The sequence below is a fragment of the Blastococcus litoris genome (genome assembly GCF_003075095.1).
GTDB lineage: Bacteria > Actinomycetota > Actinomycetes > Mycobacteriales > Geodermatophilaceae > Blastococcus_B > Blastococcus_B litoris.
Genome location: NZ_QCZF01000001.1, coordinates 365,427 through 392,327, shown reverse-complemented (window position 1 = coordinate 392,327; position 26,901 = coordinate 365,427). Strand labels below are relative to the sequence as shown.

Sequence of the window (26,901 nt, the reverse complement as noted above, 5' to 3'; positions counted from 1 at the left end):
GAGCGTCAGCCTTGGGCGAGGGCGCCGTCGGAGCTGAAGACCAGGCCGATCGCGACCTCGCCCTGCTGGATCGCGGCCTTGGTCAGCGGCCCTCCGGCGTCGTACTCCTGGAAGCTCGCGAACTCGAGGCCGTAGGTCTCCTCGAGCCCCGGCTGGCACGCCGGCCGGGTCGGGCACTCGCCCGGCCCACCGAGGGTCAGCGATCCGTCGCCGCAGGCGTCGGCCAGCTCGGAGAGCGTGGTGACGCCGAGCTCGTCGGCGAACTCCTGGGTGACCGCGAACGCGTTCTGGTCCGCCGCCTCGGCCGGCTCGCCGAACACCAGGCCGACGCCCTCGGCCAGCGGCGTCAGCGCCGCAACGGTCTCGTCGACGTCGCCGGAGGCCACCTCGGTGGAGTCGTCGCCCTCGATGAACTCGGTCACCGTGGCCAGGTACTCCGGGAACGCCTGGATCTCGCCGCGCTCCAGGGCCGGGAGGTAGAGCTCCCGGTTGCCCACGGTCTGCACGCTGGCGTCGAAGCCCGCGGCGGTCAGGACGTCGGCGTAGAGGGTGGCCAGCACCTGCGACTCGCTGAAGTCGGCCGCGCCGACGACCACGGGACCGCTGCCGCCGCTGACGCCGGAGTCCAGGCCGTTGTCGGCGACGTAGGAGGCGACCACCTCCTCGACGGGCTGCCGCTCCACGTCGACGGCGGCGTTCATCTCGATGAGGTCCTCGGTGGTGAGCACCTCCGAGACGGCGTTCAGCGACTCGAGCAGGGCCGGGCTGCTCGCGGCGGCGGCCGCGTTCACCGCCGGGATGACGTTGTCGGCGTTCTGCAGCTGCTTGTCGTCCTCGAGCACGACGAGCTGGTCCCCCGCGACCGGGGCGCAGGCGTCGCCGGAGGCCGAACCGCTGGCTTCGGCGTCACCGCCGGTGCCGGAGGAGCCCGACTCGCCGCAGGCAGCGGTCAGCGCGACCGCGACGGCGAGTGGAGCGATGAACCGGATGCGTGCGCGCATGCTTGACGCCCCGCCTTCTGTGTCCCGTGGCAGCCGGCTGCCACGCGTGTCTGGCGGGAGGACTCCCGCACCCCGATCGAACACCGCCGGTTGCGCACAACGCAATCAGCTTGTCGCGTTCGTTGCCGACCGGTGACCTGGCCGGTGGGGTCAGAGCGGCATTCTCGCTGCCGTGGGCTCCGGCTCGGCCACGGAGCGTTGCCGAGCGAGAGGGATCGGGAACCTCCTGGGCCCGGGCGTCAGGGCCCAGGACAGGCCCGCGAGCACCAGCTCGGTGAGGACGGCGAGGGCGGCGACGAGCAGCGCGCCGGCGAGGACGGCGCCGTAGTCCTGCTGGCGGAAGCCCAGCGTGATGATCCGGCCGAGGCCTCCCCCGGCCACCAGCGCGGCGAGGGTGGCGGTGGCCACCACCTGGACGGCGGCGGTGCGGACGCCGGTCATGAGCAGCGGGGCGGCCAGCGGGAGCTCGACCTTGAACGCCACCTGCCGCTCGCCGAAGCCCATGGCCCGGGCCGCCTCGACGACGTCGCGGTCGACGCCGCGGAAGCCGACGTAGGTGTTGGTGAGGATCGGCGGGACGGCGAAGACGGCGAGGGCGATGGTGGTCGCCGTCGGGCCGAAGCCGATGGGGGTGACCGCGAAGATCGTGAGCAGCGCCAGGGTCGGGACCGCGCGGGACACGTTGGACAGGGCGACCGTGAAGGCCCCGCCACGGCCGACGTGCCCCAGCAGGATGCCGACGGGCAGCGCGAGCGCCATGGCCGCCAGCACCGCGAGGGCGGAGATCCGCAGGTGCTCGACGAGCAGGTCCAGGATGCCGCCCGGGCGCGTCCAGTTGAACGGGTCGTTGAGGAAGACCAGCGCGTCGTCGAAGAGGTTCACGCCCGCGCCCTCCTCGCCCACGGCGTGAGCGCGCGCTCGGCCCCGGCCAGCAGGAGGTCGGCCACCAGGGCCAGGAGGACGCAGCCGACCGCACCCGTGACGATCTCCGCCCGGTAGAAGTTGGCCGCGAACCCGCCGGTGATCAGCTGCCCCAGCCCGCCGTGGCCGACGATCACGCCGACCGTGACCAGCGCGACGGTGGACACCGTCGCGACGCGGATGCCGGCCATGAAGGCCGGCAGCGCCAGGGGCAGCTCCACCTGCCAGAACAACCGGCCGCTGCCGTAGCCCATGCCCCGGGCGGCCTCCCGGACGTCGTCGGGCACGGCCTGCAGGCCGGCGAGGAAGTTCCGGACCAGGATCACCAGCGAGTACAGGACCAGGCCGATGAGCACGGTCGTCGCGGTGATGCCGGTCAGCGGGGCCACGAAGGCGAACATGGCCAGCGAGGGGATCGTGTAGATCAGCGTGGACAGGCCGAGCACGGGTCCGGCCAGCCACCGGCTGCGCCGGGCGATCAGCGCCAGGGGCAGGGCGATCAGCGCGCCGAGGACGACGGCACCGATCGTGAGCCTGACGTGCTCGCCCAGGTAGCCCATGATGGAGTCCCAGTTGGACGACACGTAGGACGGGTCGAACCAGGGATTCGGCGCTTCATCGACCGCGAGCAGCTCCGCGCTCGCCGCGCTCAGCATCGGGCGCGTACCAGGAAGGCCACCTCGTGGACGCTACTGCTCCCATCCCCTCCCCCGCAGCTCCCACCGGTGCCGAGGAGATCCGCCTCGAGGGCGTGAGCAAGGTCTACGACGACGGGACCGTCGGGGTCGCGGAGCTCGACCTGACCTTCGCCGCGGGCGAGCTGACCGTCCTGGTCGGCCCGTCGGGTTGCGGCAAGACGACGACGATGAAGATGATCAACCGGATCATCGAGCCGACTACGGGACGCATCCTGCTGGGCGGCGAGGACGTCACCGGGGCCGACCCGGTCAGACTGCGGCGCCGGATCGGCTACGTCATCCAGAACGTCGGCCTCTTCCCCCACCAGACGGTGCGGGTCAACGTCGGCACGGTGCCGCGGCTGCTCGGCTGGGACAAGCGCCGGATCCGCGCCCGCGTCGACGAGCTGCTCGACGTCGTCGGGCTCGACCCCGCCGTCCACGGCGACCGGTACCCGCACCAGCTCTCGGGGGGCCAGCGCCAGCGGGCCGGCGTGGCGCGCGCCCTGGCCGCCGATCCGGGCGTCCTGCTGATGGACGAGCCGTTCTCGGCCGTCGACCCGATCGTCCGCGAGCGGCTCCAGTCGGAGTTCCTGCGGCTGCAGGAGACGGTGCGCAAGACGATCGTGTTCGTCACGCACGACATCGAGGAGGCCGTCCGGCTCGGCGACCGGATCGCGGTCATGAGCCAGGGCGGCCGCGTGGAGCAGTTCGCGACGCCCGCGGACCTGCTCGGCAACCCGGCGACGCCGTTCGTCGCCGACTTCGTCGGTGCGGACAGGGGGCTCAAGCGGCTGGCCGTCACGGGCATCGACACCGACGACCTCGAGCACCCGCCGATCGTGCGGCTCGACGACGGTCTGGCCGAGGCCCGGTCCGTGCTGGGCCGGGACGGGGCCCGGTGGGCCGTGGTCCTCGACGACCGGCACGTGCTGCACGGCTGGCTGTCGGCCGAGCGGGCGTCCGGGAGCGGCAGCGTCCGCGACGCCTGCAAGCGCATGGAGGCCTGGGTGCCGGTGGACGCCTCGCTCAAGACGGCCTTCGCGACGATGCTCCAGCACGAGGCGGGCTGGGTCGCGGTGCTCGAGGGCGACAGGTTCCTGGGTGTGCTGACCCCGGAATCGCTGCACGCCGCCCTCCGGCGGTCCGTGGACGGCGCGGTCCCCGAGGTCGCGGGCTCGGTCTAGGCGCTGACGCCGGGGGCCGGTTCGTCGTCGGTCGAGGCGGGTGGGACGCGGCACACCGACTCGAGCCACAGCGCCGCGGCGACGAGCGCGGCCGAGGCGGCGATGCCGATCAGCGCGGTGACGGTGTCGCCGGCCGCCGCCTGCAGGTCGCCCACGGCCGGGCCGACGTGCAGCAGGACGCCGGTCCAGATCCCGGCGAAGACGGCGCCCACGTAGGCGCTCGCCTGCGCGAGGACGGCCAGCCGCGCGACCAGCATCGGCTCCACCGGCCGCACCGGGACGGCGCCTGGTGGGCCCGTCCGGGTCCTGGCCTCGCGCAGGGCGGTGAGCCGTGCCCTCAGCGTCCGCGCGCCCAGGCCCTCCGCCACGGCGAGCACCGCGAGCGGGACGGGCAGCCACCAGTCCAGCGCCGGGAGGTCCCCGTACCAGGCGCGGACCAGCAGCCAGGCGGCCACCGCCAGCCCGGCGGCGAGGACGACGAGGTCGCGGCGGCGGACGGGCCTCAATGCAGGTGGTCCCAACGGGTCACCGCGAGCTTGTCCTCGGCGGGCAGGGCGGCCAGCAGGTCGGCGACCCGGCCGCGGCCCGGCAGCACCGCGCCCGGCTCCAGCGTCGCCCACGGCAGCAGCACGAAGGCCCGCTCGTGCGCCCGCGGGTGCGGCAGGGTCAGCTCGGGGTCCTCGGAGACCACGGGCGTGCCGTCGTCCTCGGTGACGGCGACGACGTCGACGTCGAGGCTGCGCGGCCCCCACCGCACCTCCCGGGTGCGGCCGGCGGCCTGCTCGAGCTCGTGCGCCCGGGCGAGCCAGCCGCGGGCGTCGCGCGGCCCGCGCACGATGACGACGGCGTTGAGGTACGGCGGCTGCTCGACCGGACCCCACGGCGGCGTCTCGTACAGCGTCGAGCGGGCGACCAGGCCGTCGTCCTTGAGCGCGGTGATGGCCCCGCGGAGCGCGGCCGCGCGGTCACCGAGGTTCGCGCCCAGCGACAGGACGGCCCGGCTCACGGGCGCTCCCGGCGGATGGCGACGGTGACGTCGTCGAAGGGCACCCCGAGCTCGGCCTGGGGCTTGTGCACGGTGATCTCGACGGCCCCCACGAGCGGGTTGGCCAGGCAGACGTCGGCGAGGCGCTGGGCCAGCGTCTCGAGCAGGTTCACCGGCTCCCCGGCGAGGACGGCGTAGAGGTCGCGGGCGAGATCGGCGTAGTTGACGGTCTTCTCGAGGTCGTCGCCGGCCGCCGCGGCGACGGTGTCGACCTCGAGGACGGCGTCGACCCCGAACATCTGCCCGCGCTCGCGCTCGAACGCGTAGACGCCGTGGCGGCCGTGCGCGCGCAGGCCGCGGAGCGTGATCCGGTCGGGGGTCTCAGCCACGGCGGGCCCCGCGCACGGCCTCGACGGTGCGGACGGCGTCCACCGACGCCGCCGCGTCGTGCACCCGCACGCCCCAGACGCCGGCCTCCGCGGCCATCACCGTGGTCGCCAGCGTCGCGTCGTCGCGCTGCTCGGCCGGCCGGGGCGCGCCGTCGGGCCCGGCGAGCAGCCGGCCGAGGAAGGTCTTGCGCGACGAGCCGACGAGCACCGGGAGCCCCAGCCCGACGAGCCGGTCCAGGCCCGCGAGCAGCGCCCAGTTGTGCTCGGCGCGCTTCGCGAACCCGAGGCCCGGGTCGAGCACCAGCTGCTCGGGGGCCACGCCGATCGCGACGACGTCCTCCACACGGGCGGTGAGCTCGGCGCAGACCTCGGTGACGACGTCGCCGTACCGGGCGGCGGCGTACATCTCGCGGCTGTGCCCGCGCCAGTGCATGAGCACCCACGGGACGCCGGTCTCGGCGATGAGCTCGGCCATGTTCTTGTCGGCCAGGCCACCGCTGACGTCGTTCACCAGCTGAGCGCCCGCACCGATGGCGGCCTCGGCGACCTCGGCGCGGGTGGTGTCGACGCTGGTGCGCACTCCCGCTGCGGCGAGCTCCCGGATGACGGGGACGACGCGGCGGGCCTCCTCCTCGGCGTCGACGCGGTCGGCGCCGGGCCGGGTGGACTCACCGCCCACGTCCACGTAGTCGGCGCCGGCGGTGTGCATCGCCAGCCCGTGGGCGATCGCGACCTCCGGGTCGGCGAAGCAGCCGCCGTCGGAGAAGGAGTCGGGCGTGACGTTGAGGACGCCCATGACCACGCACCGGCCGGGGCGCGGGAGGGCGATCACGTCACCTTCCCAGGACGAGGCTCATCGCCTCGTTCCGCGTCGCCGCGCTGTCGCGGAACATGCCGCGGACCGCCGAGGTGACGGTCGTGGAACCCGGCTTGCGGATCCCGCGCATGGCCATGCACAGGTGCTCGGCCTCGATGACGACGATGACGCCGCGGGGCTTGAGCACCTCGTTCAGGGCGTCGGCGATCTGGCGGGTCATCCGCTCCTGCACCTGCGGGCGGCGGGCGTACACCTCGACCAGCCTGGCCAGCTTCGACAGACCGGTGACCCGCCCGTCCTCGGCCGGGATGTAGCCGACGTGCGCCTTGCCGTGGAAGGGCACCAGGTGGTGCTCGCAGGTCGAGTACATCGGGATGTCCTTGACCAGGACCATCTCGTCGTGGTCCTCGTCGAAGGTGGTCGCGAGGATGTCGTAGGGGTCCTGCGACAGACCGGCAAAGGTCTCCGCGTACGCGCGCGCGACCCGGGCAGGCGTGTCCTGCAGCCCGGGCCGGTCCGGGTCCTCCCCCACGGCGATCAGCAGCTCGCGGACGGCGGCCGCCGCCCGCGCCTGGTCGACCTCGCCGACGGCCCGCATCCCGCCGGGCCCGATGCCGTCCGCCGTCATCGCTGCGCGGGCGCTCCGACGTCGCCCACCGGCGTGCTGCTGCCACTGGCGTGGCCGTTGCCGTTCTGCGCGGCGACCTCGGCGGGGGTGAGGACGGGGGGCTGGTCGGAGGGGGTCCGCTTGCCGAAGCCGTTGTAGGGCGCGAGCGAGGGGCGCTTGGTGACCGGCGCGCAGATGCGGGCCATGTCCTCCTTGGAGAGCGTCTCCTTCTCGATCAGCTCGAGGACGAGCTGGTCGAGGACGCCCCGGTACTCGACCAGGATCTCCCACGCCTCGTCGTGCGCGGCCTCGATCAGGGCGCGGATCTCCGCGTCGATGTCGGCGGCCACGGCCTCGGAGTAGTCGGGCCGGGAGCCCATGTCGCGGCCCAGGAACGGCTCGGCGTCGGTGCTGCCGTACTTCACCGCGCCCAGCTTGGCGCTCATGCCGTACTGGGTGACCATCGCCCGGGCCATCGAGGTGGCCTTCTCGATGTCGTTGCCGGCGCCGGTGGTCGGCTCGTGGAAGACCAGCTCCTCGGCCGCCCGCCCGCCGAGGGCGTAGGCCAGGGTGTCGATCATCTCCGAGCGCGTCTGCGTGTACTTGTCCTCGGTCGGCAGCACGAGCGTGTGCCCGAGCGAGCGGCCGCGCGGCAGGATCGTCACCTTGTGCACCGGGTCCAGGTTGGGCAGCGCGTGCGCGACGAGGGCGTGCCCGCCCTCGTGGTAGGCGGTGACCTTCTTCTCCTTCTCGCTCATCGCCCGCGTCTTCCGCTCGGGGCCGGCGATGACGCGGTCGATCGCCTCCTCGAGGGTGGCGTCGGTGATCAGCGAGCCGTTGGTGCGTGCGGTGAGCAGCGCGGCCTCGTTGAGCACGTTGGCGAGGTCGGCCCCGGTGAAGCCCGGCGTCCGGCGGGCGACGGTCTCCAGGTCGACGTCCGGCGCGAGCGGCTTGCCCTTGGCGTGCACCGACAGGATCGCCTTGCGGCCGAGCAGGTCGGGGCGGTCGACGGCGATCTGGCGGTCGAAGCGGCCCGGGCGCAGCAGCGCCGGGTCGAGGATGTCGGGCCGGTTCGTCGCGGCGATCATGATCACGCCGCCCTTGACGTCGAAGCCGTCCATCTCGACGAGCATCTGGTTGAGGGTCTGCTCGCGCTCGTCGTGCCCGCCGCCCATGCCGGCGCCGCGGTGACGGCCGACGGCGTCGATCTCGTCGACGAAGATGATCGCCGGGGCGTTCTGCTTGGCCTGCTCGAAGAGGTCGCGGACCCGGCTGGCGCCGACACCCACGAACATCTCGACGAAGTCGGAACCGGAGATCGAGAAGAACGGCACCCCGGCCTCGCCGGCGACGGCGCGGGCCAGCAGGGTCTTGCCGGTCCCGGGCGGGCCGAACAGCAGCACGCCCTTGGGGATCTTCGCGCCCACGGCCTGGAACTTGACCGGGTTCTGCAGGAAGTCCTTGATCTCGTGCAGTTCCTCGACGGCCTCGTCGGACCCCGCGACGTCGGCGAACGTCGTCTTCGGGGTGTCCTTGGTGACCTGCTTGGCCTTGGACTTGCCGAACTGCATGACGCCGCGGCCGCCGCCCTGCATGGAGTTGAACAGCCAGAACAGCAGCAGCAGGAGGATCAGGAACGGCAGGAAGCTGACCAGCAGGCTGACCAGCAGGCTCTGCTGCGTGACGTTCGTGTCGAACTCGACGGCGTCGTCGTCGCCCGCGCCGGAGACGCGGTCGTAGATGTCGTCGGAGGCGCCGAGGGGGTAGGACGCGGTGATCTGCCTGCTGCCCTCGACCTCGCTCTTCAGCTCGAGGTCGAGCGTCTGCTCCTTGTCGTTGATCGTCGCGGAGTCGACGTTGCCCGCATCGAGCTGCTGCAGCGCGACGGAGGTGGACACCTCCTTGCCGGAGGTGCCGCCACCCAGGGTCCAGGAGAACGTGAGGGCGACCAGGACGACGAGGACGACCCAGAACCACACGGAGCGGAAGATCTTCTTACGTTCCATACACCGATGCCGGGCGCCGGGAGACCGGTCGGCCCGTCGACCCTCCTGATCGTCCGGGGACGCCGCCTGCGATCCGGGCGAGGACCCCGGCGCTGGGGACAGCGTCGTCGGAATCGACGGTACACCGGGGCGTCTGCGAATTTGCCGGGCGCGACCTGCGGATGACCCGTACGTGGACTGTCGTGGCGAGTGGGGCCCGGAGGGTCCCGCGCAGCCGCGACGCAACGGCTCAGCGCATCAGGGGGACGGCACCTGGCCGCGGTGTCGTCCGGAGGACGACGTCAGGCGTAGACCTCGGGCTTGAGGGTCGCGATGTAGGGCAGGTCGCGGTAGCGCTCGGCGTAGTCGAGGCCGTAGCCGATGACGAACTCGTTCGGGATGTCGAACCCGATGTACTTCACCGGGACCTCGACCTTCACGGCGTCGGGCTTGCGCAGCAGGGCGCACACCTCCAGCGACGCCGGCTGCCGGCCGCCCAGGTTCTTGAGCAGCCAGGACAGGGTCAGGCCGGAGTCGATGATGTCCTCGAGCACCAGGACGTGCTTGCCGGTGATGTCGCGGTCGAGGTCCTTGAGGATCCGCACGACGCCGGAGGAGCTGGTGGCCGAGCCGTAGGACGAGACGGCCATGAACTCCATCTGGGTGGGCAGCTGCAGCGCCCGGGCGAAGTCGCTCATGAACAGCACCGCACCCTTGAGCACGCCGACCAGGAGGACCTCCTTGCCGGCGTAGTCGGCGGCGATCCCGGCGGCGAGCTCGGCGATCTTCTGCTGGATCTGCTCCTCCGACAGGAGCACGTGGTCGATGTCGGGGCCGTACCCGTGGTCGGGGCCCAGGGCGCCCGGGGTGCTGACGGCTTCGCTCACGCGAGAGGCTCCTCGAAGTGCGGGGGTCGACCGGCCCGGTCCTCCGGGCCCAGGAGGGCCAGCCTGCCAGACGCGCGGACGACGCCCGCGCCGCCGGGTAGGTCGACCCGGCCCTGCCCCCGCCACCGGACGAGCAGCGCCTCGACCGCGGCCAGGTGCACGGCCTGCAGGTCGGGCACCCCGCCGGCCCGCAGCCACAGGCGCAGCACCCGCCGCCGGAGCGCGGCCGGGAGCGCCTCCACCGCCTCGACCGGCAGCTCCCCGTCGTCGTCCGGCAGGGCGTCGGCGGCCAGCGCGTCGAGGGCGTCGAGGTCCTCGCGCAGCTGGGCCGCGGTCCGGGCCAGCGCCGGGGCCACCCCGCCGCCGAGCACGTCCTCCATCAGCGGCAGCACCTCGGTGCGCAGCCGGACCCGGGTGTAGGTGGGATCGGCGTTCCACGGGTCGTCCCACACGGGCAGCCCCTGGTCCGCGCACGCCTGCCGGGCGGTGGCGCGGCGGACTCCGAGCAGCGGGCGCCAGTACGGCGGCCGGTGCTCGACCATGCCCGCCACCGAGCGCGGCCCCGAGCCGCGGCCGAGGCCCAGCAGGACCGTCTCGGCCTGGTCGTCGAGGGTGTGCCCCAGGGCGATCCGGGCGGCGTGCTGCTCGGCCGCGGCACCCAGGACGGCGTACCGGGCGGCGCGGGCGGCCCCCTCCGGCCCGCCGTCCTCGGCCACCTTCGCGGCGAGCACGACCACCGGGTCCAGGCCGAGCCCGTGCAGCAGCTCTGCGGTGCGGTCGGCGCGCTGCGCCGAGCCCGCCTGCAGCCCGTGGTCGACGGTCACCCCGCCGACCCGGACGCCGGCGTCCCGGGCCTCGAAGGCGAGCGCGGCGGCCAGCGCGACGGAGTCCGCTCCACCGCTGCAGGCGACGAGGACCGGCTGCGGAGAGCTCCGCAGCCCGGCGCGCACCGCGTGCCGCAGGACGGCGACGGCGCGGGGTGGACCGGCCACGGCGGGCTCAGGCGGGGATGGCGGGGCGGCCGTGCACGCGCTCGACCCAGCGCTGGGGCGCGGTGAGCTCGTCGATCCGCGGCAGGTTCTCGGGGCCCTCCCACACGCGGTTGAACCCGTCCATGCCGACCAGCTCGACGACACCGCCCACGAAGACCCGCCCCTCGGCGTACTGCTTCATCTTCTGCTCGAGGCCGAGCAGCCGGCGCACCACGCGGTCGAACGGGCCGCGGCCCTTGCGGCGCTGGGCGAACCGCTTGCGCAGCGTCGCCACCGTCGGGACGACGTCGGGGCCGACCTCGTCCATGACGTACTCGGCGTGCCCCTCGACCAGGCTCATGACGGCGGTGACCCGGTCCAGCACGGCCCGCTGCTCCGGGTCGCGGACCAGCGCCAGCAGGCCCTCGGACTCGCCGTCGCCACCGCGGACGGCGTCGGTGAGGCTGCGCAGGACGTCCTGCAGGCGCTCGCGGAGGACGTCCGCGTCGAGGTCGGTGGCCTCGACGAAGCGGGCGATCTCCCCCTCGAGGTGGTCCTTGAGCCACGGCACGGCGGTGAACTGCAGCTGGTGGGTGACCTCGTGCAGGCAGACCCAGAGCCGGAAGTCGGCGGGCTCGACGCCGAGCTTCCGCTCCGTCGCGACGATGTTGGGGGCCACCAGCAGCAGCTGGCCGCCGGTGCCGAAGACCTCGTACTGGCCCAGGACGCGCGAGGAGAGGAAGGCCAGGATGCCGCCGGCCTGGACGCCGGTGGCCCGCGACCCGATCGCGGTGGCGATCGCGCCCGGGCGCTTGTCCTGCTTGGCGGCGAGGGCGTCGACCAGCGGGTCGAGGAGCGCGGCCATGCCGCGGGCGTTCGCGTCGGCCCAGCCGGGGCGGTCGACCACGACGACCTGGGGCACCGGGCCGCCGGGGACCGGGCTCAGGCCGGTCAGCCTCTCGACGTGCGCGACGGCGACCGCCGCGGCCTCGTGCAGGTCGCGGACGACACCGTCGGCCTCCTCGCGCGTGGTGGCGGGCCCCGCACTCATCAGCCTGCGGGCCGTGCGTCCGGCGAGGTCCCAGTCGACCATCGAGGAGGCGCTGCTCATCGCCTCACCGTACGCGGGCGAGGCTGCCGGCAAGGGTCAGCGGCAGCCGCAGCCGGCGAGCGCGGCCGCGACGTCGTCGAGCGCGGCCTCGGCCGCGGCCTCGCCGCCGGAGCCGTCGGCCACGACGGCGAAGGCCAGCAGGCGACCGTCGGTGGTCACCACGGTGCCGGCGAGGGCGTGCACCCCCAGGAGCGTGCCCGTCTTGGCGCGGACGGTGCCCGGCGCGGCCCCGGCGTCCCCGCGGTCGAACAGCGTGCCGTCGTAGCCGGCCACCGGCAGGCCCGACAGCAGCGCCGAGGTCCCGGCGAGGGTGCCGTCGGCGGCGCTGGTCACCACCTCGGTCAGCACCGCGGCCGGGATCCGGTCGGACTGCGAGAGCCCGCTCCCGTCGAACAGCGCGACGCCGGTCGTGTCGATGCCGGCCCCGGCGAGCGCCTGCGTGATCGCCTGCGCGCCGCCCTCGAAGGTGGCCGGGAGGTCCTCGGCGATGGCGACGTGGCGGGCCAGCGCCTCGGCCAGCATGTTGTCCGACATCGACAGCGTCTGCTCGACCAGACGGCTGATCGGCGCCGAGTGGACCGTCGCGAGCGTCTCCGCACCGGCCGGGGCCTCGCCGAGGACGACGGTGGCGCCCGGGGCCCCGAGGGCGTCGGCCAGGGCGGACCCGGCGTCGATCCCCGGCTGCCCGCTGCGCGCCTGGGAGCCGGGGCTGACCCGCGCGCCGTCGACGGCCGTGGCGGTCACCGGGGCGGCGTAGGTGGACGGGGCGTCGCCGGTCCCCCACCCGGACGCGGTGAGCGCGCCGCTGAACAGCGAGTTGTCGACGACGATCCGGGTGACCGGCGTCCCGGCCGGCATCGCGGCGACGACCTGGGTGGCCAGGTCGGCGACCGTCGCGGCACCCGGGTAGGACTGGGACGGCGCGGTGCGGGAGAGCGTGGGGTCGCCGCCGCCGACCAGCACGACCTCGCCGGGGCTCGCGCCCGCCACGACCGTCGTCTCGAGGGTGTCGGCCGGGTCGAGGGTCACGAGGGCCGCTGCGGCGGTCAGCAGCTTCGCCGTCGACGCGGGGACCGCGGGGTCGCGGGCGTCGAGGTCGAGCAGGACGTCGCCGGACGCGACGTCCACGACCTCCGCGGACACCCCGGTGCCGAGGCCCGCGGCGGTGAGCAGCGGGGTCAGCCGGCTGCTGAGGACGGCGGGGTCGGGGGCGGGGGCGTCGGTGCCCAGCGACGCCAGGACCGGCGAGGCGTCGCCCAGGTCGGGCAGCTCGGCATCGGGCACGTCGACGGCCTCGGGGCCGCCGTCGCCGTTCCCGCCGCTGAGCAGCAGGCCGACGCCGACACCTCCGCCGATCAGGAGCAGGACGAGCCCGACGATGCCCATCGCGAGCCGCCGGCGGAATCGGCCGGTCTTCGCCGTGACGATCGTCGAACCACTCGACGCGATGGTGCCCACCCCCCAGAATGGCGACCCGCCGATTGCTGCGGGTCGCCGTGGGTCACACTACGTCCGTGCAGTTCGACGTGACGGTAGAAATCCCGAAGGGCCAGCGGAACAAGTACGAGCTGGACCACGCCACCGGACGCATCCGCTTGGACCGGATGCTGTTCACCTCCACCCGCTACCCGGCGGACTACGGCTACATCGAGAACACCCTGGGGCAGGACGGCGACCCGCTCGACGCCCTGGTCCTGCTCGAGGAGCCGACCTTCCCCGGGTGCCTGATCACCTGCCGGGCCATCGGCATGTTCCGCATGACCGACGAGGCGGGCGGGGACGACAAGGTCCTCACCGTGCCGGCGACCGACCCGCGGATGTCCCACCTCATGGACATCTCCGACGTGTCGGAGTTCGACCGCCTGGAGATCCAGCACTTCTTCGAGACCTACAAGGACCTCGAGCCCGGCAAGTCCGTCGAGGGCGCCGAGTGGGTCGGCCGAGAAGAGGCCGAGAAGGAGATCCTGGCGTCGCTCGAGCGCGCCAAGGACGGCGACGCGCACCACTGAACCGGCTCGGTCCCCCCGGGTCGCCGAACGCATCGACGGCGGCACACCTCCTGCGAGGTGTGCCGCCGTCGGCGTCCCTGCACCGCTAGCGTTCGGCCGGTGATGCCCCGCCACGTGACCGTCGACTGCTCCGACCCCTACGAGCTGGCCCGCTTCTGGAGCGCGGTGACCGGTTGGACGCTCTCGGACAGGGACCGTCCCGGCGACGACGAGGTGCTCGTCGAAGGGCCCCCTCCCCTCCCGGGGCTGCTGTTCATCCGCGTCCCGGAGGGCAAGACCGTCAAGAACCGCGTCCACCTGGACTGGGCGCCGACCGAGCGGACGCGGGACGCCGAGGTCGAGCGGGTGCTGTCCCTCGGTGCGCGGCTGCACGAGGACCACCGGACGCCCGAGGGGCCCGGCTGGGTGACGCTGACCGACCCCGAGGGCAACGAGTTCTGCATCGAGCGCAGCGACGCCGAGCGCGCCGGCTGACCCCCCGCTTCCGGCAGCCGGCCTCCACGGGCCGGCGCTGGCCGCGGACGCGCCGACGGCGGCACACCTGCTCGAGGTGTGCCGCCGTCGGCGGTAGCGCCCGACTCAGCCGGCGCGGGTCAGCGACGCCGTGTCGACCCGGCCGAAGACGTCGACCACCAGGTCGGCGACCGCGTCGGAGTGGACCGACTGGGTGACGTCGAAGAACAGCGGGATGACCGGCATGTCCCGCAGGACGACGTCCTCGGCCCGGTTGTAGGCGCCGATGGCCTCGGCGCCGTTCGCGGCCGCGTTGCCCTCGGCGACCAGCGCGTCGAAGGCCGCGCTGCCGTAGAAGGAGTAGTTCGCGTCCGACCCGGTGGAGAACAGCGGCTCCAGGAAGTTCTGCGGGCTCGGGTAGTCCATCGACCAGCCCATGCGGAACGGGCCGGTCATGCCCTGGGTGCCCAGCAGCGGGCCGTACTGCGGCGGGGCCAGCTCGCCGTGCAGCACGAACTCGACGCCGAGGTTGGTCCGCAACTGGTTGCCGACGGCCTCCATCCACGGGTCGTTGCCGGCACCGGCGTTGAACCACAGGTCGATCGGCGTGGTCCGGTCGAAACCGGCCTCGTCGAGCAGCTCGTTGGCCCGGTCGACGTCCAGGGTGCAGTACTCGCATGCACCGTCCCGGTGACCGTCGACGACGGGCGGGACGATGGCGTCGGCCGCCTCCCGGGTGCCGGAGAAGATCTGCTCGGCGATGAGGTCGCGGTCGATGGCCATCGACAGCGCCTGGCGCACCCGCGGGTCGCTGTAGCGCTCCTCGTACAGCGGCAGGCCGAGGTAGGTCAGGCCCGACGCCGGGGTCTCGACGTAGCGCCCCTCGAAGTCCTCGGGGGCGGTGCCGCTCGCGTCGGCGGGGATCCGCGGGACGACGTCGACGTTGCCGGCCAGGGCGTCGGTGTACGCGGTGCTGGTCTCGGCGTAGACGCGGAACTCGATCGCGTCGACGGCGGGCCGCTCCCCGGCGAACTCGTCGTAGGCGCGGACCGTGATGCCCTCCCCCGGCTCGAAGGGGCCGTCGGCGCGGAACGGGCCGTTGCCGACCGGCTCGGTGCCGAAGGCCTCGGGGTCGTCGAAGAACGACTCCGGCAGCGGGAAGAACGGGTTGTAGCCGAGGGTCACCGGGAACTGGGCGAACGGAGCCGCCAGCGTCACGGTGAACGTCGTGTCGTCGACGACGCGCAGGCCGCTCATCTCGGTCGCGGCGGGCTCGCCGGTCGGCTCGCCCTCCTCGTCGGTCGGTGCCTGCAGGTCGCCGAAGCCCTCGACGTTCGCGAAGAAGTACGAGCCGGCCTGGGCGTTGGGGCTGTACGCGGTCCAGTTCCAGGCGTCGACGAACGACGCGGCCGTCACCGGGGTCCCGTCGTGGAAGGTCCAGCCGTCGCGCAGCCGCACGGTCCAGGTGGTGCTGTCCTCGGACGTGACCGACTCGGCCACGCCGGTGTAGCTGACCTGCCCGTCGGCGGTGTACTCCACCAGCCCGGTCCACAGGGACTCGAGGACCTGGCTCCCGTACTCCTCGACGGTGTTGCCCGGCACGAGCGAGCTCATCGGCTCGCCGATCGCGATGCTGACCGCCTCCGGCGAGCCCGTGTCACCGGCCGCCGCTCCACCGCAGCCGGTGAGCAGCACGGCGCCGGCGACGACCGCGACGTGGAGACGGAGGGAACGCTTGAGAGGTGTCATGACCGCGCTTTCCCGCGGCCGGAGGTCGTGGCCGCGGACGTGGAACGGCGCGGCTGCGGTCGCAGCCGTACTCACCGGCATCCGTCATGAGGTGTCGGCTTCTCGGCGGCGTTCCTGAAGGTGGTCTACCCCACAGCGTTCGGCGGTCCCGCCGAGCCGGAGGTCAGCAGTTGGTGGTGCTCCACTCGTCGACCGCGTCACCGGACTCGACCAGCTCGGTCTGGAGCCGCTGCGCCTCGGGCGCCAGGTCGGCGTTCGCCGACGCGTCGCTCAGGTCGGCCTCGTCGAAGAGATCGCCCAGGTCACCCCAGGCGGTCCGGAGCCGGTTCCACTCGTCCGCGGCATCCTCGGGCGGCTCGATCTCGGCCATCCGGTCGATGGCGTCCCCGAGCAGCTCCTGGGCCGCTGCCGGGTCGGACCCGATCTCCTGCAGCTCGGCGGTGATGTCCTCCAGCAGGGCCGGGGCGTCCTCGCAGAAGGCCTCCGTCCGCTGCTCGTCCTCCGAGCTGCCGCACGCGGCCAGCAGGAGGACGGAGAGGACGAGACCGGTGACGGAGCGGATGCGCACGGCCGGACGATAGCAAGGCGCGACGGGCACATCACGATCGGTGATCGAGGGACCGGACCCGGCGCGCGGGTCCCGGCGGAGGCCCACCGGAAGGGGGAGCCGCCTGTCGGAATCGAACCGACGACCTTCTCATTACGAGTGAGATGCTCTACCGACTGAGCTAAGGCGGCGGACTGCCCGGACAGCCTACGACACCGCGGAGCCCGCTCCGCGCAGGGCCACCCGGAATCAGGCGGGCAGGCGCAGCGCCACGGTCAACGCCTCGAGGGCGATCCGCGGCTTCACGTTCTGCTCCAGCGCGAGCCGGCAGTCCAGGACGGCGTCGATGCGGCGCAGCGCTCCCTCGGCGCCGATCCGGCGGGCCAGCTCGGCGGCGTCGGTGCGGCGGTCGGGGTGCAGCAGCTGCGGGGCGTCCCCGGCCGTGGCGTCGAGGACGAGGGCGTCGCGGTACAGGCCGGCGAGGTCGACCAGGGCCCGGTCCAGTGAGTCGCGGCCGAGGCGCGTCGCCCGCGACTTCTGCCGCTTCTCCAGCTCCTTGAGCTGGCCGGCGCCACGACTGGCGGCCGCCACCCCGGGCCCGCGCGCACCCACGCCGAGGCTGGCCTTCACCGCCTCGGTCTCGGCGCCGTCGAGGGCGGCGGACGCCTCGTCGGCCTCCTCCTGGGCGGCGCCGACCAGGTCGTCGGCGGCGTCGAGGCAGGCGGCCAGCGACACGAGCTTCAGCGGGACGTCGAGGACGGCCTTGCGCGCCAACCGCGCCGCCTCGTCCCGGGCGAGCCGGCGGGCGCGGCCGACGTGGCCGGCCGCGGCGGCTGCGGCCCACGCCGCGAGCGCGGGATCGATGCCGTCGCGGGCCACCAGGACGTCGGCGACCGCGTCGACCGGTGGCGTGCGCAGGCCGACCACGCGGCAGCGGGAACGGATCGTCACCGGCACGTCGTCGGGGTGCAGGCTCGGCGCGCACAGGAGGAAGACCGTCCGCGCGGGCGGCTCCTCGAGCATCTTCAGCACGGTGTTGGCCGCCTGCTCGGTCATCCGGTCGGCGTCCTCGACGAGCACCACCTGCCAGCGGCCCTGGGACGGCGCGCGGCCGGCGATCCGCACGATCTCGCGGACCTCCGCGACACCGATCGACAGGCCCTCGGGGACGACGGTCTGCACGTCGGCGTGGGTGCCGGCGAGCACCGTCCGGCAGGCGTGGCAGGTGCCGTCCCCGCCGTCGGGGCACTGGAGGGCGGCCGCGAACGCGCGGGCCGCGACCGAACGGCCGGAGCCGGGCGGGCCGGTGAACAGCCAGGCGTGCGTCATGGCCGCGGGATCGGCGACAGCGGCCCGGAGCTCGGCGACGACGGCTTCCTGGCCGATGACCTGCGACCAGACTCCTCCGGCGCCGCTCACGGGTGCAGCTGCGGGGTCGAGCCGGTCTGGGCGTGCGGCCGGTGCGGCCCGGTCGGGGTCAGCTCCTCGTGCGCCACCGTCGCGCCGTTGGTCCGCGACCGGCCGACGTCCTGCTGCGCGAGCTGCTGCAGGGGCAGGCCGGAGAGCAGTTCGGCGATGCGGACCCGGATCGCCGCCGCGATCTGGTCCGGCGACTCCCGGGCGTCCAGGACCAGGTACCGGTCGGGGTCGGACTCGGCCAGGGCGCGGAAGGTCTGCCGGACGCGCTGGTGGAAATCGAGGGACTCCGACTCCAGCCGGTCGGCCACCGCCCGGCCGCGCGCCCGGGCCAGGCCCACGTCCGGCGGGAGGTCGAGCAGGATGGTCAGGTCCGGCTGCAGGCCCTCGGTGGCCCAGCGCGACAGCATGCGGACGTCGTCCAGCGGGATGGTGCGGCCCGCGCCCTGGTAGGCCAGCGAGCTGTCGACGAACCGGTCGGTGATCACCACCTCACCCGCGTCCAGGGCCGGGCGCAGGACGTCGTGCACGTGCTGGGCGCGGTCGGCGGCGTAGAGCAGCGCCTCGGACCGGGAGGAGATGCCGACCTGCGCCCTGTCCAGGACGATCGCCCGGATACCGGCGCCCGAGGGCGTGGCGCCCGGCTCGAACGTGGCCCGCGCGACCAGCCCCTCGTTGGTCAGCCACTCCTGCAGCCGGCGCACCTGCGTGGACTTCCCGGCCCCCTCGCCGCCCTCGAAGGCGATGAGCACCCCGCCGCCGGCGAGGCGGCGGCGCGCGGTCGTGTCGCGGCGGATGGCGGTGACGACGTCGGCCAGCAGCGGGACCGGCCGCCCGTCGTCCATCTGCCGGTAGGCCAGGACGCCGACGCCCAGGGCGAGCAGGCCGGCGACGAACAGCATGATCCGCTCGCCGGTCACCGGGACGGCGAACACCCCGACGTCCAGGGAGTGCTGGCCGATGGCGCCCACGCAGAACGGGACGACCGCCAGGGAGAGGATCAGCGCCGCCCGGACGAGCGACTGGACGATGGCGAACGTGCGGCCGCGGATCTCGTCCTCGACCTCGGTGCCCAGCAGCGTGAACCCGGCCAGGTACGCGATGCCGGCGAAGAAGCCCATGAAGACGACCAGCAGCAGCGCGATCCAGAGCGTGAAGGTCCACGACATCAGCAGGACCATCACCCCGGCCACCGCGACGGCGAGGCCGAAGATCCGCTCCCGGGCGAGGTCACGGGCGATGCTGGGGCCGAACGCGATGCCGCCGCCCAGACCCACGAAGACGGCGCCGAAGAGCAGCCCGTAGGCGGCCTCCCCGCCGCCCAGCGCGTTGGCGAACGCCTGCCCGGTCGCGATGATCACGCCGGCCGCGGCCATCGCGCCGGTGATGCCGATGACCAGCCCGCGCACCAGCGGGGTGTGGCCGGCGAAGGAGAAGCCGTGCTTGAGGGAGCCAAGGAAGCTCTCCTGGGTCGTCACCGTCCCGGCCGCGCGCCGGCCGCTGATCGACGGGAGGCTCCAGATGACCACGGCCGCGACGAGGAAGGTGAGCGCGTTCAGGTAGAGCGCGAGGTCCACCTCGTCGACGCCAGGAAGCAGGTTCGAGACCGTCCCGCCGATCGTCGTCAGCACCGCGAAGACGATCGCCGCGAGCACGGGCGTGAGGCCGTAGGTGGTCACCAGCGACAGCTGGTTGGCCGGCTCGAGCTGGTCCTTGCGCAGCATGTTCGGGACCGCGGCGTCCTTGGCCGGGATCCAGAAGAGGCTGAACGCCTCGATGACGAACTGGGCGATGAGCAGCCAGACCAGGTTGTCGACGATGGGGATCGAGGCGAACAGCGCGAACCGGATGACGTCGGTGATCACCATCGTCTTGCGGCGGTCGAACCGGTCGGCGAACGCCCCGGCGAGGGGCCCGAGCACGATCGCCGGCAGCAGGCGGAAGAGGAGGACGGCGCCGGTCGCGAAGTTCTGCGCGGCGTAGTCCTCGAAGGCCATCCGCGCGGTCGCGGTGATCGCCAGCAGGCCCAGCCAGTCGCCGAAGCTGGACAGCGACATCGACAGCCACAGCTTGCGGAAGTCCTTGACCCGCAGCACGGCCCGGAGCTTGGCGACCAGACCGACCCCGCCCAGCGCGTCGGTGCGACCGTCCTCCTCGGTCTGCCGCTCGCCGACCGGTACGGCGTCCTCGCGTGCCGCGGCGTGCGGCTCCGTCAACGGCACCGCGGCGTCGGGCGGCACCGGCGTGCCCGCGGCGGGCAGGCCGTCGGCCGGCGGTGTCGTCCCTGCGGCCGGGCGCGCCTCGTCGGGCGACGGCGCCGGGGACGTCGGGTCGGACGGAATCGGTGCTCCCGGGGTCGGAGGTAGGGCGGGCGGTCCCTGGGGAGGGTCACGTTACCGGGGCGCGCGGACGATTCCGGGAGCTTTGCGCCCAGATGGCTGACGGATCGCACCGATGCCGGGCCCGAGGTGACGGCGGCGCGGCTAGGGTCCGAACCGATGGTGGCGCCCGGGCGGACGAGCGGTGACGGAGCACCGGACGGTGGCCGCGCGGCGGCGGCGTGGGATCCCGCCGGGTACCTGCGCTTCGCCGGTGAGCGGGCCCGGCCGTTCGCGGAGCTGGTCTCGCGGATCGCGGCGGACGCCCCCGCGCGGGTGGTCGACCTGGGCTGCGGCGAGGGCAGCCTGACCGCCTCCCTCGCCGGCCGCTGGCCGGGGGCGCACGTCACCGGGATCGACTCCTCCCGCGAGATGCTCGCCGCCGCGGCGGCGGTCGCCGTGCCCGGCCGCCTCGAGTTCGAGCTCGGCGACGTGCGGGAGTGGGTGCCCCGGGAGCCGGTCGACGTGGCGGTCAGCAACGCCGTCCTGCACTGGGTGCCCGGTCACGAGCGGCTGCTGACGCGGTGGGCCGGCGGTCTGCGGTCCGGCGGCTGGCTCGCCGTGCAGGTGCCGGGGAACTTCCGGGCACCCACCCACGCCCTGCTGGCCGGGTTGTGCCGCTCACCCCGGTGGGCCGGGCGGCTGGCGGACGCCGCGCCGGACCCGGACGCCGTGCTCGAGCCGGTCGGGTACCTCGAGGTCCTCAGCGCGGCCGGGCTGACCGCCGACGCGTGGGAGACGACGTACCTGCACGTGCTGCGCGGCACCGATCCGGTGCTGGGATGGGTGCGCAGCACCGTCCTGCGCCCGGTGCTCGCGCTCCTCGCGGAGGACGACGCGGTCAGCTTCACCGCCGAGTACGCCGCCGCGCTCCGCGAGGCCTATCCCCCGCGACCGGACGGGACGACCGTGCTGCCCTTCCGCCGCGTGTTCGCGGTCGGGAACCGCGTCAGCGCGGCGTGAGCCGGTAGGCGCGGGTGACGTAGGGCAGGTCGATCTCGCTCCTGCCCGCCGTGCCGGGGTGCCCGGCGAGCAGCTGCCGCACGCCGGACAGGAACTCCTCCCGCCGGGCGTCGTCCATGACGGCGACGTAGCTGCGGGTCGCGATGCCGGCGACGACGTCCTCGGGGGTGAGGCGCTGCACGATGCCGGACTCGAGGACGTCGACCTCGGCGTCGAGCTCCTCGGCGAACCGGTCCACCACGCCCTGGTCGGCCTCGTGGCCGCGGGCCTCGTCGGCGATGACCTCCTCCAGGGCGGCGATCCAGGGCACGCGCGCGTCGCGGGTGTTCCACACCAGGCCGAGGACACCGCTCGGGCGCAGCACGCGGCGGATCTCCCGCGCGGCCGGGGGCGGGTCGAACCAGTGCGCCGCCTGGCCGGCGAGGACGGCGTCGACAGAGCCGCTGTCCGCCGGCAGCGACTCCGCGGTGCCCACGGCCGTCCGCACCCCCGGGAGGCGGACGGTCAGCTGGGCGAGCATCTCCGGGGAGGGGTCGACCGCCAGGACGTCGTGACCGAGGCCGGCGACGACCTCGGTCAGCAGACCCGTGCCCGCGCCCAGGTCGAGCACGCGCTCCCGCCGGGCCTCGAGCAGGAAGGCGACCGCGTCCACCGGGTAGGTGGGGCGGAGCGCGGCGTAGCCCGTCGCGACCGCCCCGAACGAGCGCGCCCTGGCAGCGAAGCCGGGCTCGACCGGGCCGGTCACGCCGGTCAGCCCGTGGTGACCGGGGCGGCCTTGGCCGCGGCCTTCTTCGCGGGCGCCTTCTTGGCCGCCGTCTTCTTCGCGGTGGTCTTCTTGGCGGCCTTCTTCTTCTTGGACGGACCGGCGGCGCGCCGGTCGGCCAGGAGCTCGGCGGCCCGCTCGATGGTGATCGTCTCGACGTCGTCGCCCTTGCGCAGGCTGGCGTTGGTCTCGCCGTCGGTGACGTAGGGCCCGAACCGGCCCTCGCGGACGGTGACCACGCCCTGCGTCACCGGGTCGGGGCCCAGCTCCTTGAGCGGGGCCTTCGCTGCGGCGCGACCGCGCTGCTTCGGCTGGGCGAAGATCGCCAGCGCCTCCTCCAGCGTCGTGCTGAAGAGCTTGTCCTCGCTGTCGAGCGAGCGGGAATCGGTGCCCTTCTTGAGATACGGCCCGTAGCGGCCGTTGAGCGCCTGGATCTCCTCGCCGTCCGGCGCGGTGCCGACGGTGCGCGGCAGGGTCAGCAGCCGCAGCGCGTCCTCGACGGTGACCGTCTCCGGCGACATGGACGAGAACAGGCTGGCCGTCCGCGGCGCGTCCTTGCTGCCCTCGGGGACCACCGTCGTCACGTACGGGCCGTAGCGGCCGGCCTTGACGACGACGGGGTGCCCGGACTCCGGGTCGGTGCCCAGCTCGCGGTCGCCGGAGGGCGCCTCGAGCAGCTCGCGCACCTTCTCGGTGGTCAGCTCGTCGGGGGCGAGGTCCTCGGGGATGCTGACCCGCGCGCCCTCCTCGCCGCCCGCCTGCAGGTAGGGCCCGTAGCGGCCGACCCGCACCACGACCGGCTTCCCGTCGGGGGTGGTCGCCCGCAGCGGGATGGAGTTCACGCCGCGCGCGTCGATCTCCTCGAGGCGCTGGCCCACGATCTGCTTGAGCCCGCCGGACTCGGCGATGCCGCCGTCGCCACGGCCGCCACCGCCGAAGTAGAACTCCGTCAGCCAGTCGACCCGGCCGAGGGTGCCGCCGGCGATCTCGTCGAGCTCCTCCTCCAGCGAGGCGGTGAACTGGTAGTCGACGAGCTGGGCGAAGTGCTGCTCGAGCAGGTTCACCACGGCGAACGCGATGAACGAGGGCACGAGCGAGTTGCCCTTCTTCCAGACGTACCCGCGGTCCTGGATCGTCTGCATGATCGACGCGAAGGTCGACGGCCGGCCGATCCCCAGCTCCTCGAGCCGGGCGACCAGGCTCGGCTCGGTGTAGCGGGCCGGCGGGCTGGTGGTGTGCCCCTTGGCGTCCAGGGTCCGGGTGTCGAGCTGCTGACCGCGCTCGAGCCGGGGCAGCCGGCGCTCGGCGTCGTCGGAGCCGTCGTCGTCGGCACCGTTCGCCGGCGCCTCGTCCCGTGACTCCACGTAGGCCTTGAGGAAGCCGGGGAAGGTGATCGTGCGGCCGCTGGCGGTGAACTCGACGGCCTCGTCGGTGGCGCTGCGCCCGGCCAGCCGGATGCTCACGGTCTGGCCGACGGCGTCGGCCATCTGCGAGGCGACGGTGCGCTGCCAGATGAGCTCGTAGAGGCGGAACTCGTCACGGGCCAGCTGCGGGGCGAGCTGGCCGGGAGTGCGGAAGTTGTCACCGGCGGGACGGATCGCCTCGTGCGCCTCCTGCGCGCCCTTGGCCTTGCTCTTGTAGCGGCGCGCCTCGGCGGGGACGTACGCGTCACCGAAGAGCTCCCGGGCCTGCTGCCGCGCGGCGTTGATGGCCTCCTGCGACAGGTTCGTCGAGTCGGTGCGCATGTAGGTGATGTGGCCGTTCTCGTACAGCCGCTGCGCCACCCGCATCGTCTGGGCCGACGACCAGCCGAGCTTGCGGCCGGCGTCCATCTGCAGCGTCGAGGTCGTGAACGGGGCGTAGGGGCGGCGGCGGTACGGCTTCTCGTCCACCCGGCCGACGGTGACCTGGCGGCCCTCGAGCCGGGCCGCGAGCCCGCGAGCCCCGGCCTCGTCGAGGTGGACGACGTCGCCGCTGACCCGGCCGGTGGCGGGGTCGAAGTCCTTGCCGGTGGCGACCCGGCTGTCGTCGACGCTGACCAGCTTGGCGCGGACCGTCGTCGGCTCGCCCTCGTCGGTCGCGGCCCCCGGGCGGGGGACGGCGAAGGTGCCCTCGAGCGACCAGTAGTCGGCGGCGTGGAACGCCATCCGCTCCCGCTCGCGCTCCACGACGATCCTCGTGGCGACCGACTGGACGCGCCCGGCCGAGAGCTTGGGCAGGACCTTCTTCCAGAGCACCGGGGAGACCTCGTAGCCGTAGAGGCGGTCGAGGATCCGGCGGGTCTCCTGCGCGTCCACCAGGGCGGTGTCGAGCTCGCGCGGGTTGGCGACCGCGCGGGCGATCGCCTCCGGGGTGATCTCGTGGAAGACCATGCGGTGCACGGGCACCCGGGGCTTGAGCGTGTCCACCAGGTGCCACGCGATGGCCTCGCCCTCGCGGTCCTCGTCCGTCGCGAGGTAGACCTCGCTGGCGCCCTTCACCAGCTGCTTGAGCCGGCTGACCTGCTGCTTGCGGTCGGGGCTCACGACGTACAGCGGCTCGAAGGAGTTGTCGACGTCGACGCCCAGGCGCGCCCAGGCGGCGCCCTTGTGCTCGGCGGGGACATCGGCGGCGTTGCGCGGCAGGTCGCGGATGTGCCCCACGCTGGCCTCGACGACGTAGCCGCTGCCGAGGTAGCCGGCGATCTTGGTCGCCTTGGTCGGCGACTCCACGATGACCAGCGGCTTGCCGCCGGGCGCGGCGGCGCGACGGCGGGCGGGCGCCTTCGTACCGCCGTCGGTCGCGGCGGCGCTCTCGCTTCCGGTCTGGCTCGTCTTCGTGGGCACGGTGCTCCTGTCGGTGGTGCGGGGTGGTGCTGCGTGTCGAGCCGGGCGCGGGCTACCGGGAGCGGTGCCCGGTTCGCCGGCCCAGTACGGGCGGGCTCCCCCGGCTCCGGCGGGCGCCGCCGCGAAGACGCCCCCTCGGCGGGCCACGGTAAGCCACGCAGCGGACACAGCGCCGGGGGCGACCCACCGTGGGCGTGCCGTCACCCCGACAAACGTCGGCCGCCCCCAGGTGTTCCCCGCCACCGGGATCCGCCCCGTCCTCGGCCCTCAGCCGGGGCCCCGGACCCCCACCACGACCTCCCCCACCGCAGGCAGGGTCGGGCCCCGCCGGTCGTAGTAGTCGGAGTGTCCGGCATCGGGGTCGACGGGCAGCTCGGTGGAGCCGAAGGCCGCCGAACCGGTCCAGCGCCCGAACCACTGGGAGAGGACGACGAGGTCGCCGGGAGCCGCGGCGTCGTACACCTCCGGCGCCTCCAGGTCGGTGGCGTCTCCCTGCATCCCCGGACTGCCGAGCAGGACCACCGCGTCGGCGTCGAGCCTGCCCGGGACGTCGGCCGCCTCGTCGACCACCACGGTGCCGTAGCTGTGGGCCAGGACCGTCGCCCGGCCGTCGGCGGCGGCGACGGCGGCCCGGCCGGCGGCCAGGCCGGCGAGGGAGTCGGCCAGCTCGTGGCCGCCCTCGACCGCGTTGCGGCGGGTGAGGATCCGGCCGAGGTCCGTCGGGCTGTCGTAGCCGAGCCAGACCGCCGTCGCGACGGTGGTGCCGGGGGCCGCCAGGCGGGCCGCACGTCCCACGTCACGGGCATCGCCGAGGAGCGCACCCAGGTCGTCGGCGGGCGTGTTCTGGATACCGGGGACGAGCACGGCGACCGCGTCGGCTGTGTCGAGGTCTCCCAGGCCGAGGACCACGCGGTCGCCGTCCAGGTCGAACAGCTGCAGCTGCACCTGCCGCCCCGCGGCCTCCTCCTCCTCGATGCGACGGGCGACGGCGCGGGCGGTCGCGGCGGGGGCCGGCGGTATCGCCCGGTCGTCGAGGGCGGCAGCGAGGAGCTGCCGGTTGGCCAGGTCGCGGGCCCACGCGGGGAGCCCGTCGCGGCTCCCGAGACCCGCCGGATCGGCGCGCAGCGCGGCGAGCTGGGTGGTCATCGGCAGCGCCGCCCACCACAGCGCCACCGCGTCCGGCGGCCCGGACGGGCCGCTGGTGACGCACACCGGGTCGGCGACGGGCACCCGGGAGGCGAGGCCGGCGAAGTCGGGCGGGGCGAACGCGTCGCGCACGCCCACGCCGGACAGGGCGGCGCCGGCGTCGGCCGACGCGCGGGACGCCGCGGCCGCGTGACGGAGAGCGCCCTCGGCCGCGGCCACCGCGGCCGAGGCGGCCGGGGTCAGCTCGGTGCCCGGCACGAGCGCCTCGACGGCCACCGCGAGGCGTCCCCGCTCGTCGAGGGCGGCGCCGAGCCCGCCGGGGACCTCGTCCGCCCCCGCCAGTGCCTCGCGGGCGAGCTGCTGCGCCGACCCGGCCTCGGCGCCCAGCCGCTCGAAGGCGGTGTGCGACTCGGCGAGGGCGCGCTCCACCGCCCACGTCACCGTGGCGAGCTCGCGGACCGCGGCGGCCGCGGTCAGCGCGGCCGGCCCGGCCCAGTGCTCGCCCGAGTCGAGCGTCCGCGCGACGCCCTCCAGCCGCGCCCGCCAGCCGGGCAGCCGCTCGGCAACGAGGCCGAGCCCGGTGACCGCCCCGCGCACGCGGTAGACGTCCCAGCCGGCGACCGCCTGCAGGCGCTGCGGAGCCGTCATCGGGGCATCTCCCGGCGCCGGCCCATCCACCCGGCGATCCGGGCGTCCTCCTCGAGGTAGGCCCGCACCGCGCCGGACACCGTCTGCGCCAGCGCCGACGCGCGTTCGGACAGCGCCTGCTCGAGGGCGGCCCAGGCGGTGCCCACCGCGCCCGCCTCCCAGCCCTCGTCCCCGTCGAGGGCGGCCGCGACGGACCCCGCCGCCGTCCGGCAGCGGTCGACGTCGTCGGCGAGCTCGCTCGCCAGACCCGCCAGCTCCTCGGCCAGCGCCGCGAGCGCCTGCGGCTGGACCAGGACGGACCCGGCGGGGCTCGGCGGTGTCATGGGGGCTCCCTGTCGTCCGGCGCCCCGATCGGGCGGTGGGGATCCGGACGCTAGGAGCGCGAGGCGGTGCGCGTGTGCCGTCGTCCACAGGCACGCGACCGGTCCACACCCCACCCGGGGATCCTCCGGCCGGGCCGGGCCGG

General features: G+C 74.3%; 25 protein-coding genes and 1 tRNA gene. 4 read left to right on the top strand and 22 right to left on the bottom strand.

Annotation, left to right across the window (positions count from 1 at the left end; translation table 11 throughout):
- Positions 1-5: 5 nt before the first annotated feature.
- The 3 genes from DCS98_RS01960 to DCS98_RS01950 form a co-directional block, all read right to left on the bottom strand.
- Positions 6-1,001 (bottom strand): glycine betaine ABC transporter substrate-binding protein, encoded by a 996-nt coding sequence (locus DCS98_RS01960; RefSeq protein ID WP_116449646.1) that lies wholly within the window; start codon positions 999-1,001, stop codon positions 6-8.
- 150 nt (positions 1,002-1,151) lie between these two features.
- Positions 1,152-1,883: an ABC transporter permease gene (locus DCS98_RS01955; RefSeq protein ID WP_164704331.1), complete on the bottom strand. Its 732-nt coding sequence runs from the start codon at positions 1,881-1,883 to the stop codon at positions 1,152-1,154.
- On the bottom strand, positions 1,880-2,578 hold the full coding sequence (locus DCS98_RS01950) for an ABC transporter permease (RefSeq protein WP_116449644.1): 699 nt from the start codon (positions 2,576-2,578) through the stop codon (positions 1,880-1,882). Before DCS98_RS01950 ends, DCS98_RS01955 begins: the two co-directional genes overlap by 4 nt.
- A 26-nt stretch (positions 2,579-2,604) precedes the next feature.
- Between DCS98_RS01950 and DCS98_RS01945 the strand changes: the two genes are divergently transcribed.
- Positions 2,605-3,786, top strand: a complete 1,182-nt coding sequence (locus DCS98_RS01945) for an ABC transporter ATP-binding protein (RefSeq protein ID WP_116449643.1) — start codon at positions 2,605-2,607, stop codon at positions 3,784-3,786.
- Here DCS98_RS01945 and DCS98_RS01940 read toward each other — a convergent pair.
- The 10 genes from DCS98_RS01940 to dacB form a co-directional block, all read right to left on the bottom strand.
- The gene (locus tag DCS98_RS01940; RefSeq protein ID WP_116449642.1) at positions 3,783-4,292 is read right to left on the bottom strand and encodes a DUF3180 domain-containing protein; all 510 of its coding nucleotides are present in this window, start codon (positions 4,290-4,292) and stop codon (positions 3,783-3,785) included. The two genes, DCS98_RS01945 and DCS98_RS01940, sit on opposite strands and share 4 nt — an antisense overlap.
- Complete coding sequence (gene folK / locus DCS98_RS01935; RefSeq protein ID WP_116449641.1) at positions 4,289-4,792, bottom strand: 2-amino-4-hydroxy-6-hydroxymethyldihydropteridine diphosphokinase; 504 nt, start codon at positions 4,790-4,792, stop codon at positions 4,289-4,291. The genes DCS98_RS01940 and folK overlap by 4 nt, the downstream gene beginning before the upstream one ends.
- Positions 4,789-5,160 (bottom strand): dihydroneopterin aldolase, encoded by a 372-nt coding sequence (folB, locus tag DCS98_RS01930; RefSeq protein ID WP_116449640.1) that lies wholly within the window; start codon positions 5,158-5,160, stop codon positions 4,789-4,791. The genes folK and folB overlap by 4 nt, the downstream gene beginning before the upstream one ends.
- Positions 5,153-5,992, bottom strand: coding sequence for a dihydropteroate synthase (gene folP, locus DCS98_RS01925; protein ID WP_241037034.1), 840 nt, complete (start codon positions 5,990-5,992; stop codon positions 5,153-5,155). Before folP ends, folB begins: the two co-directional genes overlap by 8 nt.
- 1 nt (position 5,993) lies before the next feature.
- Entirely contained in the window at positions 5,994-6,605 is a 612-nt protein-coding gene (gene folE / locus DCS98_RS01920) for a GTP cyclohydrolase I FolE (protein WP_116449639.1), read from the bottom strand.
- On the bottom strand, positions 6,602-8,590 hold the full coding sequence (ftsH, locus tag DCS98_RS01915; RefSeq protein WP_116449638.1) for an ATP-dependent zinc metalloprotease FtsH: 1,989 nt from the start codon (positions 8,588-8,590) through the stop codon (positions 6,602-6,604). Before ftsH ends, folE begins: the two co-directional genes overlap by 4 nt.
- 281 nt (positions 8,591-8,871) lie before the next feature.
- Complete coding sequence (hpt, locus tag DCS98_RS01910; protein WP_164704330.1) at positions 8,872-9,456, bottom strand: hypoxanthine phosphoribosyltransferase; 585 nt, start codon at positions 9,454-9,456, stop codon at positions 8,872-8,874.
- Positions 9,453-10,448 carry a tRNA lysidine(34) synthetase TilS gene (gene tilS / locus DCS98_RS01905; RefSeq protein ID WP_116449637.1) on the bottom strand — a complete coding sequence of 332 codons (996 nt, stop codon included), beginning with the start codon at positions 10,446-10,448 and terminating at the stop codon, positions 9,453-9,455. Before tilS ends, hpt begins: the two co-directional genes overlap by 4 nt.
- Positions 10,449-10,455: 7 nt before the next feature.
- Positions 10,456-11,538, bottom strand: a complete 1,083-nt coding sequence (locus DCS98_RS01900; protein ID WP_116449636.1) for a zinc-dependent metalloprotease — start codon at positions 11,536-11,538, stop codon at positions 10,456-10,458.
- A 36-nt stretch (positions 11,539-11,574) separates the two neighbouring features.
- Complete coding sequence (dacB, locus tag DCS98_RS01895) at positions 11,575-12,996, bottom strand: D-alanyl-D-alanine carboxypeptidase/D-alanyl-D-alanine endopeptidase (protein WP_116449635.1); 1,422 nt, start codon at positions 12,994-12,996, stop codon at positions 11,575-11,577.
- A 56-nt stretch (positions 12,997-13,052) separates the two neighbouring features.
- Here dacB and DCS98_RS01890 point away from each other — a divergent pair, with 56 nt between their 5' ends.
- Both DCS98_RS01890 and DCS98_RS22790 read left to right on the top strand, forming a co-directional pair.
- On the top strand, positions 13,053-13,547 hold the full coding sequence (locus DCS98_RS01890; protein WP_116449634.1) for an inorganic diphosphatase: 495 nt from the start codon (positions 13,053-13,055) through the stop codon (positions 13,545-13,547).
- Positions 13,548-13,649: 102 nt separating this feature from the next.
- Positions 13,650-14,021: a VOC family protein gene (locus tag DCS98_RS22790; protein WP_164704365.1), complete on the top strand. Its 372-nt coding sequence runs from the start codon at positions 13,650-13,652 to the stop codon at positions 14,019-14,021.
- 105 nt (positions 14,022-14,126) lie between these two features.
- Here DCS98_RS22790 and DCS98_RS01880 read toward each other — a convergent pair whose 3' ends face one another.
- The 5 genes from DCS98_RS01880 to tmk all read right to left on the bottom strand — a co-directional run bounded on the left by DCS98_RS01880 (position 14,127) and on the right by tmk (position 19,952).
- The gene (locus tag DCS98_RS01880; protein ID WP_116449632.1) at positions 14,127-15,749 is read right to left on the bottom strand and encodes a peptide ABC transporter substrate-binding protein; all 1,623 of its coding nucleotides are present in this window, start codon (positions 15,747-15,749) and stop codon (positions 14,127-14,129) included.
- 163 nt (positions 15,750-15,912) lie between these two features.
- A complete protein-coding gene (locus DCS98_RS01875) occupies positions 15,913-16,317 on the bottom strand; it encodes a hypothetical protein (protein ID WP_116449631.1) in 405 nt (134 codons plus the stop codon).
- A 97-nt stretch (positions 16,318-16,414) separates the two neighbouring features.
- A tRNA-Thr gene (locus tag DCS98_RS01870) sits at positions 16,415-16,487 on the bottom strand.
- A gap of 58 nt (positions 16,488-16,545) precedes the next feature.
- Positions 16,546-17,715 carry a DNA polymerase III subunit delta' gene (locus tag DCS98_RS01865; protein ID WP_116449630.1) on the bottom strand — a complete coding sequence of 390 codons (1,170 nt, stop codon included), beginning with the start codon at positions 17,713-17,715 and terminating at the stop codon, positions 16,546-16,548.
- The gene (tmk, locus tag DCS98_RS01860; RefSeq protein ID WP_241037032.1) at positions 17,712-19,952 is read right to left on the bottom strand and encodes a dTMP kinase; all 2,241 of its coding nucleotides are present in this window, start codon (positions 19,950-19,952) and stop codon (positions 17,712-17,714) included. The genes DCS98_RS01865 and tmk overlap by 4 nt, the downstream gene beginning before the upstream one ends.
- A 258-nt stretch (positions 19,953-20,210) precedes the next feature.
- Between tmk and DCS98_RS01855 the strand changes: the two genes are divergently transcribed.
- Positions 20,211-21,053, top strand: coding sequence for a trans-aconitate 2-methyltransferase (locus tag DCS98_RS01855; RefSeq protein WP_116449628.1), 843 nt, complete (start codon positions 20,211-20,213; stop codon positions 21,051-21,053).
- On the opposite strand, the gene DCS98_RS01850 is transcribed toward DCS98_RS01855, so the two are convergent.
- The 4 genes from DCS98_RS01850 to DCS98_RS01835 all read right to left on the bottom strand — a co-directional run bounded on the left by DCS98_RS01850 (position 21,040) and on the right by DCS98_RS01835 (position 26,758).
- Positions 21,040-21,798 (bottom strand): class I SAM-dependent methyltransferase, encoded by a 759-nt coding sequence (locus DCS98_RS01850; RefSeq protein ID WP_116449627.1) that lies wholly within the window; start codon positions 21,796-21,798, stop codon positions 21,040-21,042. The genes DCS98_RS01855 and DCS98_RS01850 overlap by 14 nt on opposite strands.
- Before the next feature lie 5 nt (positions 21,799-21,803).
- Positions 21,804-24,641, bottom strand: coding sequence for a type I DNA topoisomerase (gene topA, locus DCS98_RS01845; protein ID WP_116449626.1), 2,838 nt, complete (start codon positions 24,639-24,641; stop codon positions 21,804-21,806).
- A 267-nt stretch (positions 24,642-24,908) separates the two neighbouring features.
- Positions 24,909-26,435: an alpha/beta hydrolase gene (locus DCS98_RS01840; protein ID WP_116449625.1), complete on the bottom strand. Its 1,527-nt coding sequence runs from the start codon at positions 26,433-26,435 to the stop codon at positions 24,909-24,911.
- A complete protein-coding gene (locus tag DCS98_RS01835; protein WP_116449624.1) occupies positions 26,432-26,758 on the bottom strand; it encodes a hypothetical protein in 327 nt (108 codons plus the stop codon). Before DCS98_RS01835 ends, DCS98_RS01840 begins: the two co-directional genes overlap by 4 nt.
- Positions 26,759-26,901 lie beyond the last annotated feature (143 nt).

What these genes read in the sequence shown, in the direction of transcription:
- DCS98_RS01835 (WP_116449624.1), bottom strand. Translation starts at nt 26,758, where the DNA reads ATGACACCGCCGAGCCCCGCCGGGTCCGTCCTGGTCCAGCCGCAGGCG.
- DCS98_RS01960 (WP_116449646.1), bottom strand. Translation starts at nt 1,001, where the DNA reads ATGCGCGCACGCATCCGGTTCATCGCTCCACTCGCCGTCGCGGTCGCG.
- DCS98_RS01880 (WP_116449632.1), bottom strand. Translation starts at nt 15,749, where the DNA reads ATGACACCTCTCAAGCGTTCCCTCCGTCTCCACGTCGCGGTCGTCGCC.
- DCS98_RS01950 (WP_116449644.1), bottom strand. Translation starts at nt 2,578, where the DNA reads ATGCTGAGCGCGGCGAGCGCGGAGCTGCTCGCGGTCGATGAAGCGCCG.
- ftsH (WP_116449638.1), bottom strand. Translation starts at nt 8,590, where the DNA reads ATGGAACGTAAGAAGATCTTCCGCTCCGTGTGGTTCTGGGTCGTCCTC.
- DCS98_RS22790 (WP_164704365.1), top strand. Translation starts at nt 13,650, where the DNA reads ATGCCCCGCCACGTGACCGTCGACTGCTCCGACCCCTACGAGCTGGCC.
- DCS98_RS01855 (WP_116449628.1), top strand. Translation starts at nt 20,211, where the DNA reads ATGGTGGCGCCCGGGCGGACGAGCGGTGACGGAGCACCGGACGGTGGC.
- DCS98_RS01840 (WP_116449625.1), bottom strand. Translation starts at nt 26,435, where the DNA reads ATGACGGCTCCGCAGCGCCTGCAGGCGGTCGCCGGCTGGGACGTCTAC.
- DCS98_RS01900 (WP_116449636.1), bottom strand. Translation starts at nt 11,538, where the DNA reads ATGAGCAGCGCCTCCTCGATGGTCGACTGGGACCTCGCCGGACGCACG.
- folE (WP_116449639.1), bottom strand. Translation starts at nt 6,605, where the DNA reads ATGACGGCGGACGGCATCGGGCCCGGCGGGATGCGGGCCGTCGGCGAG.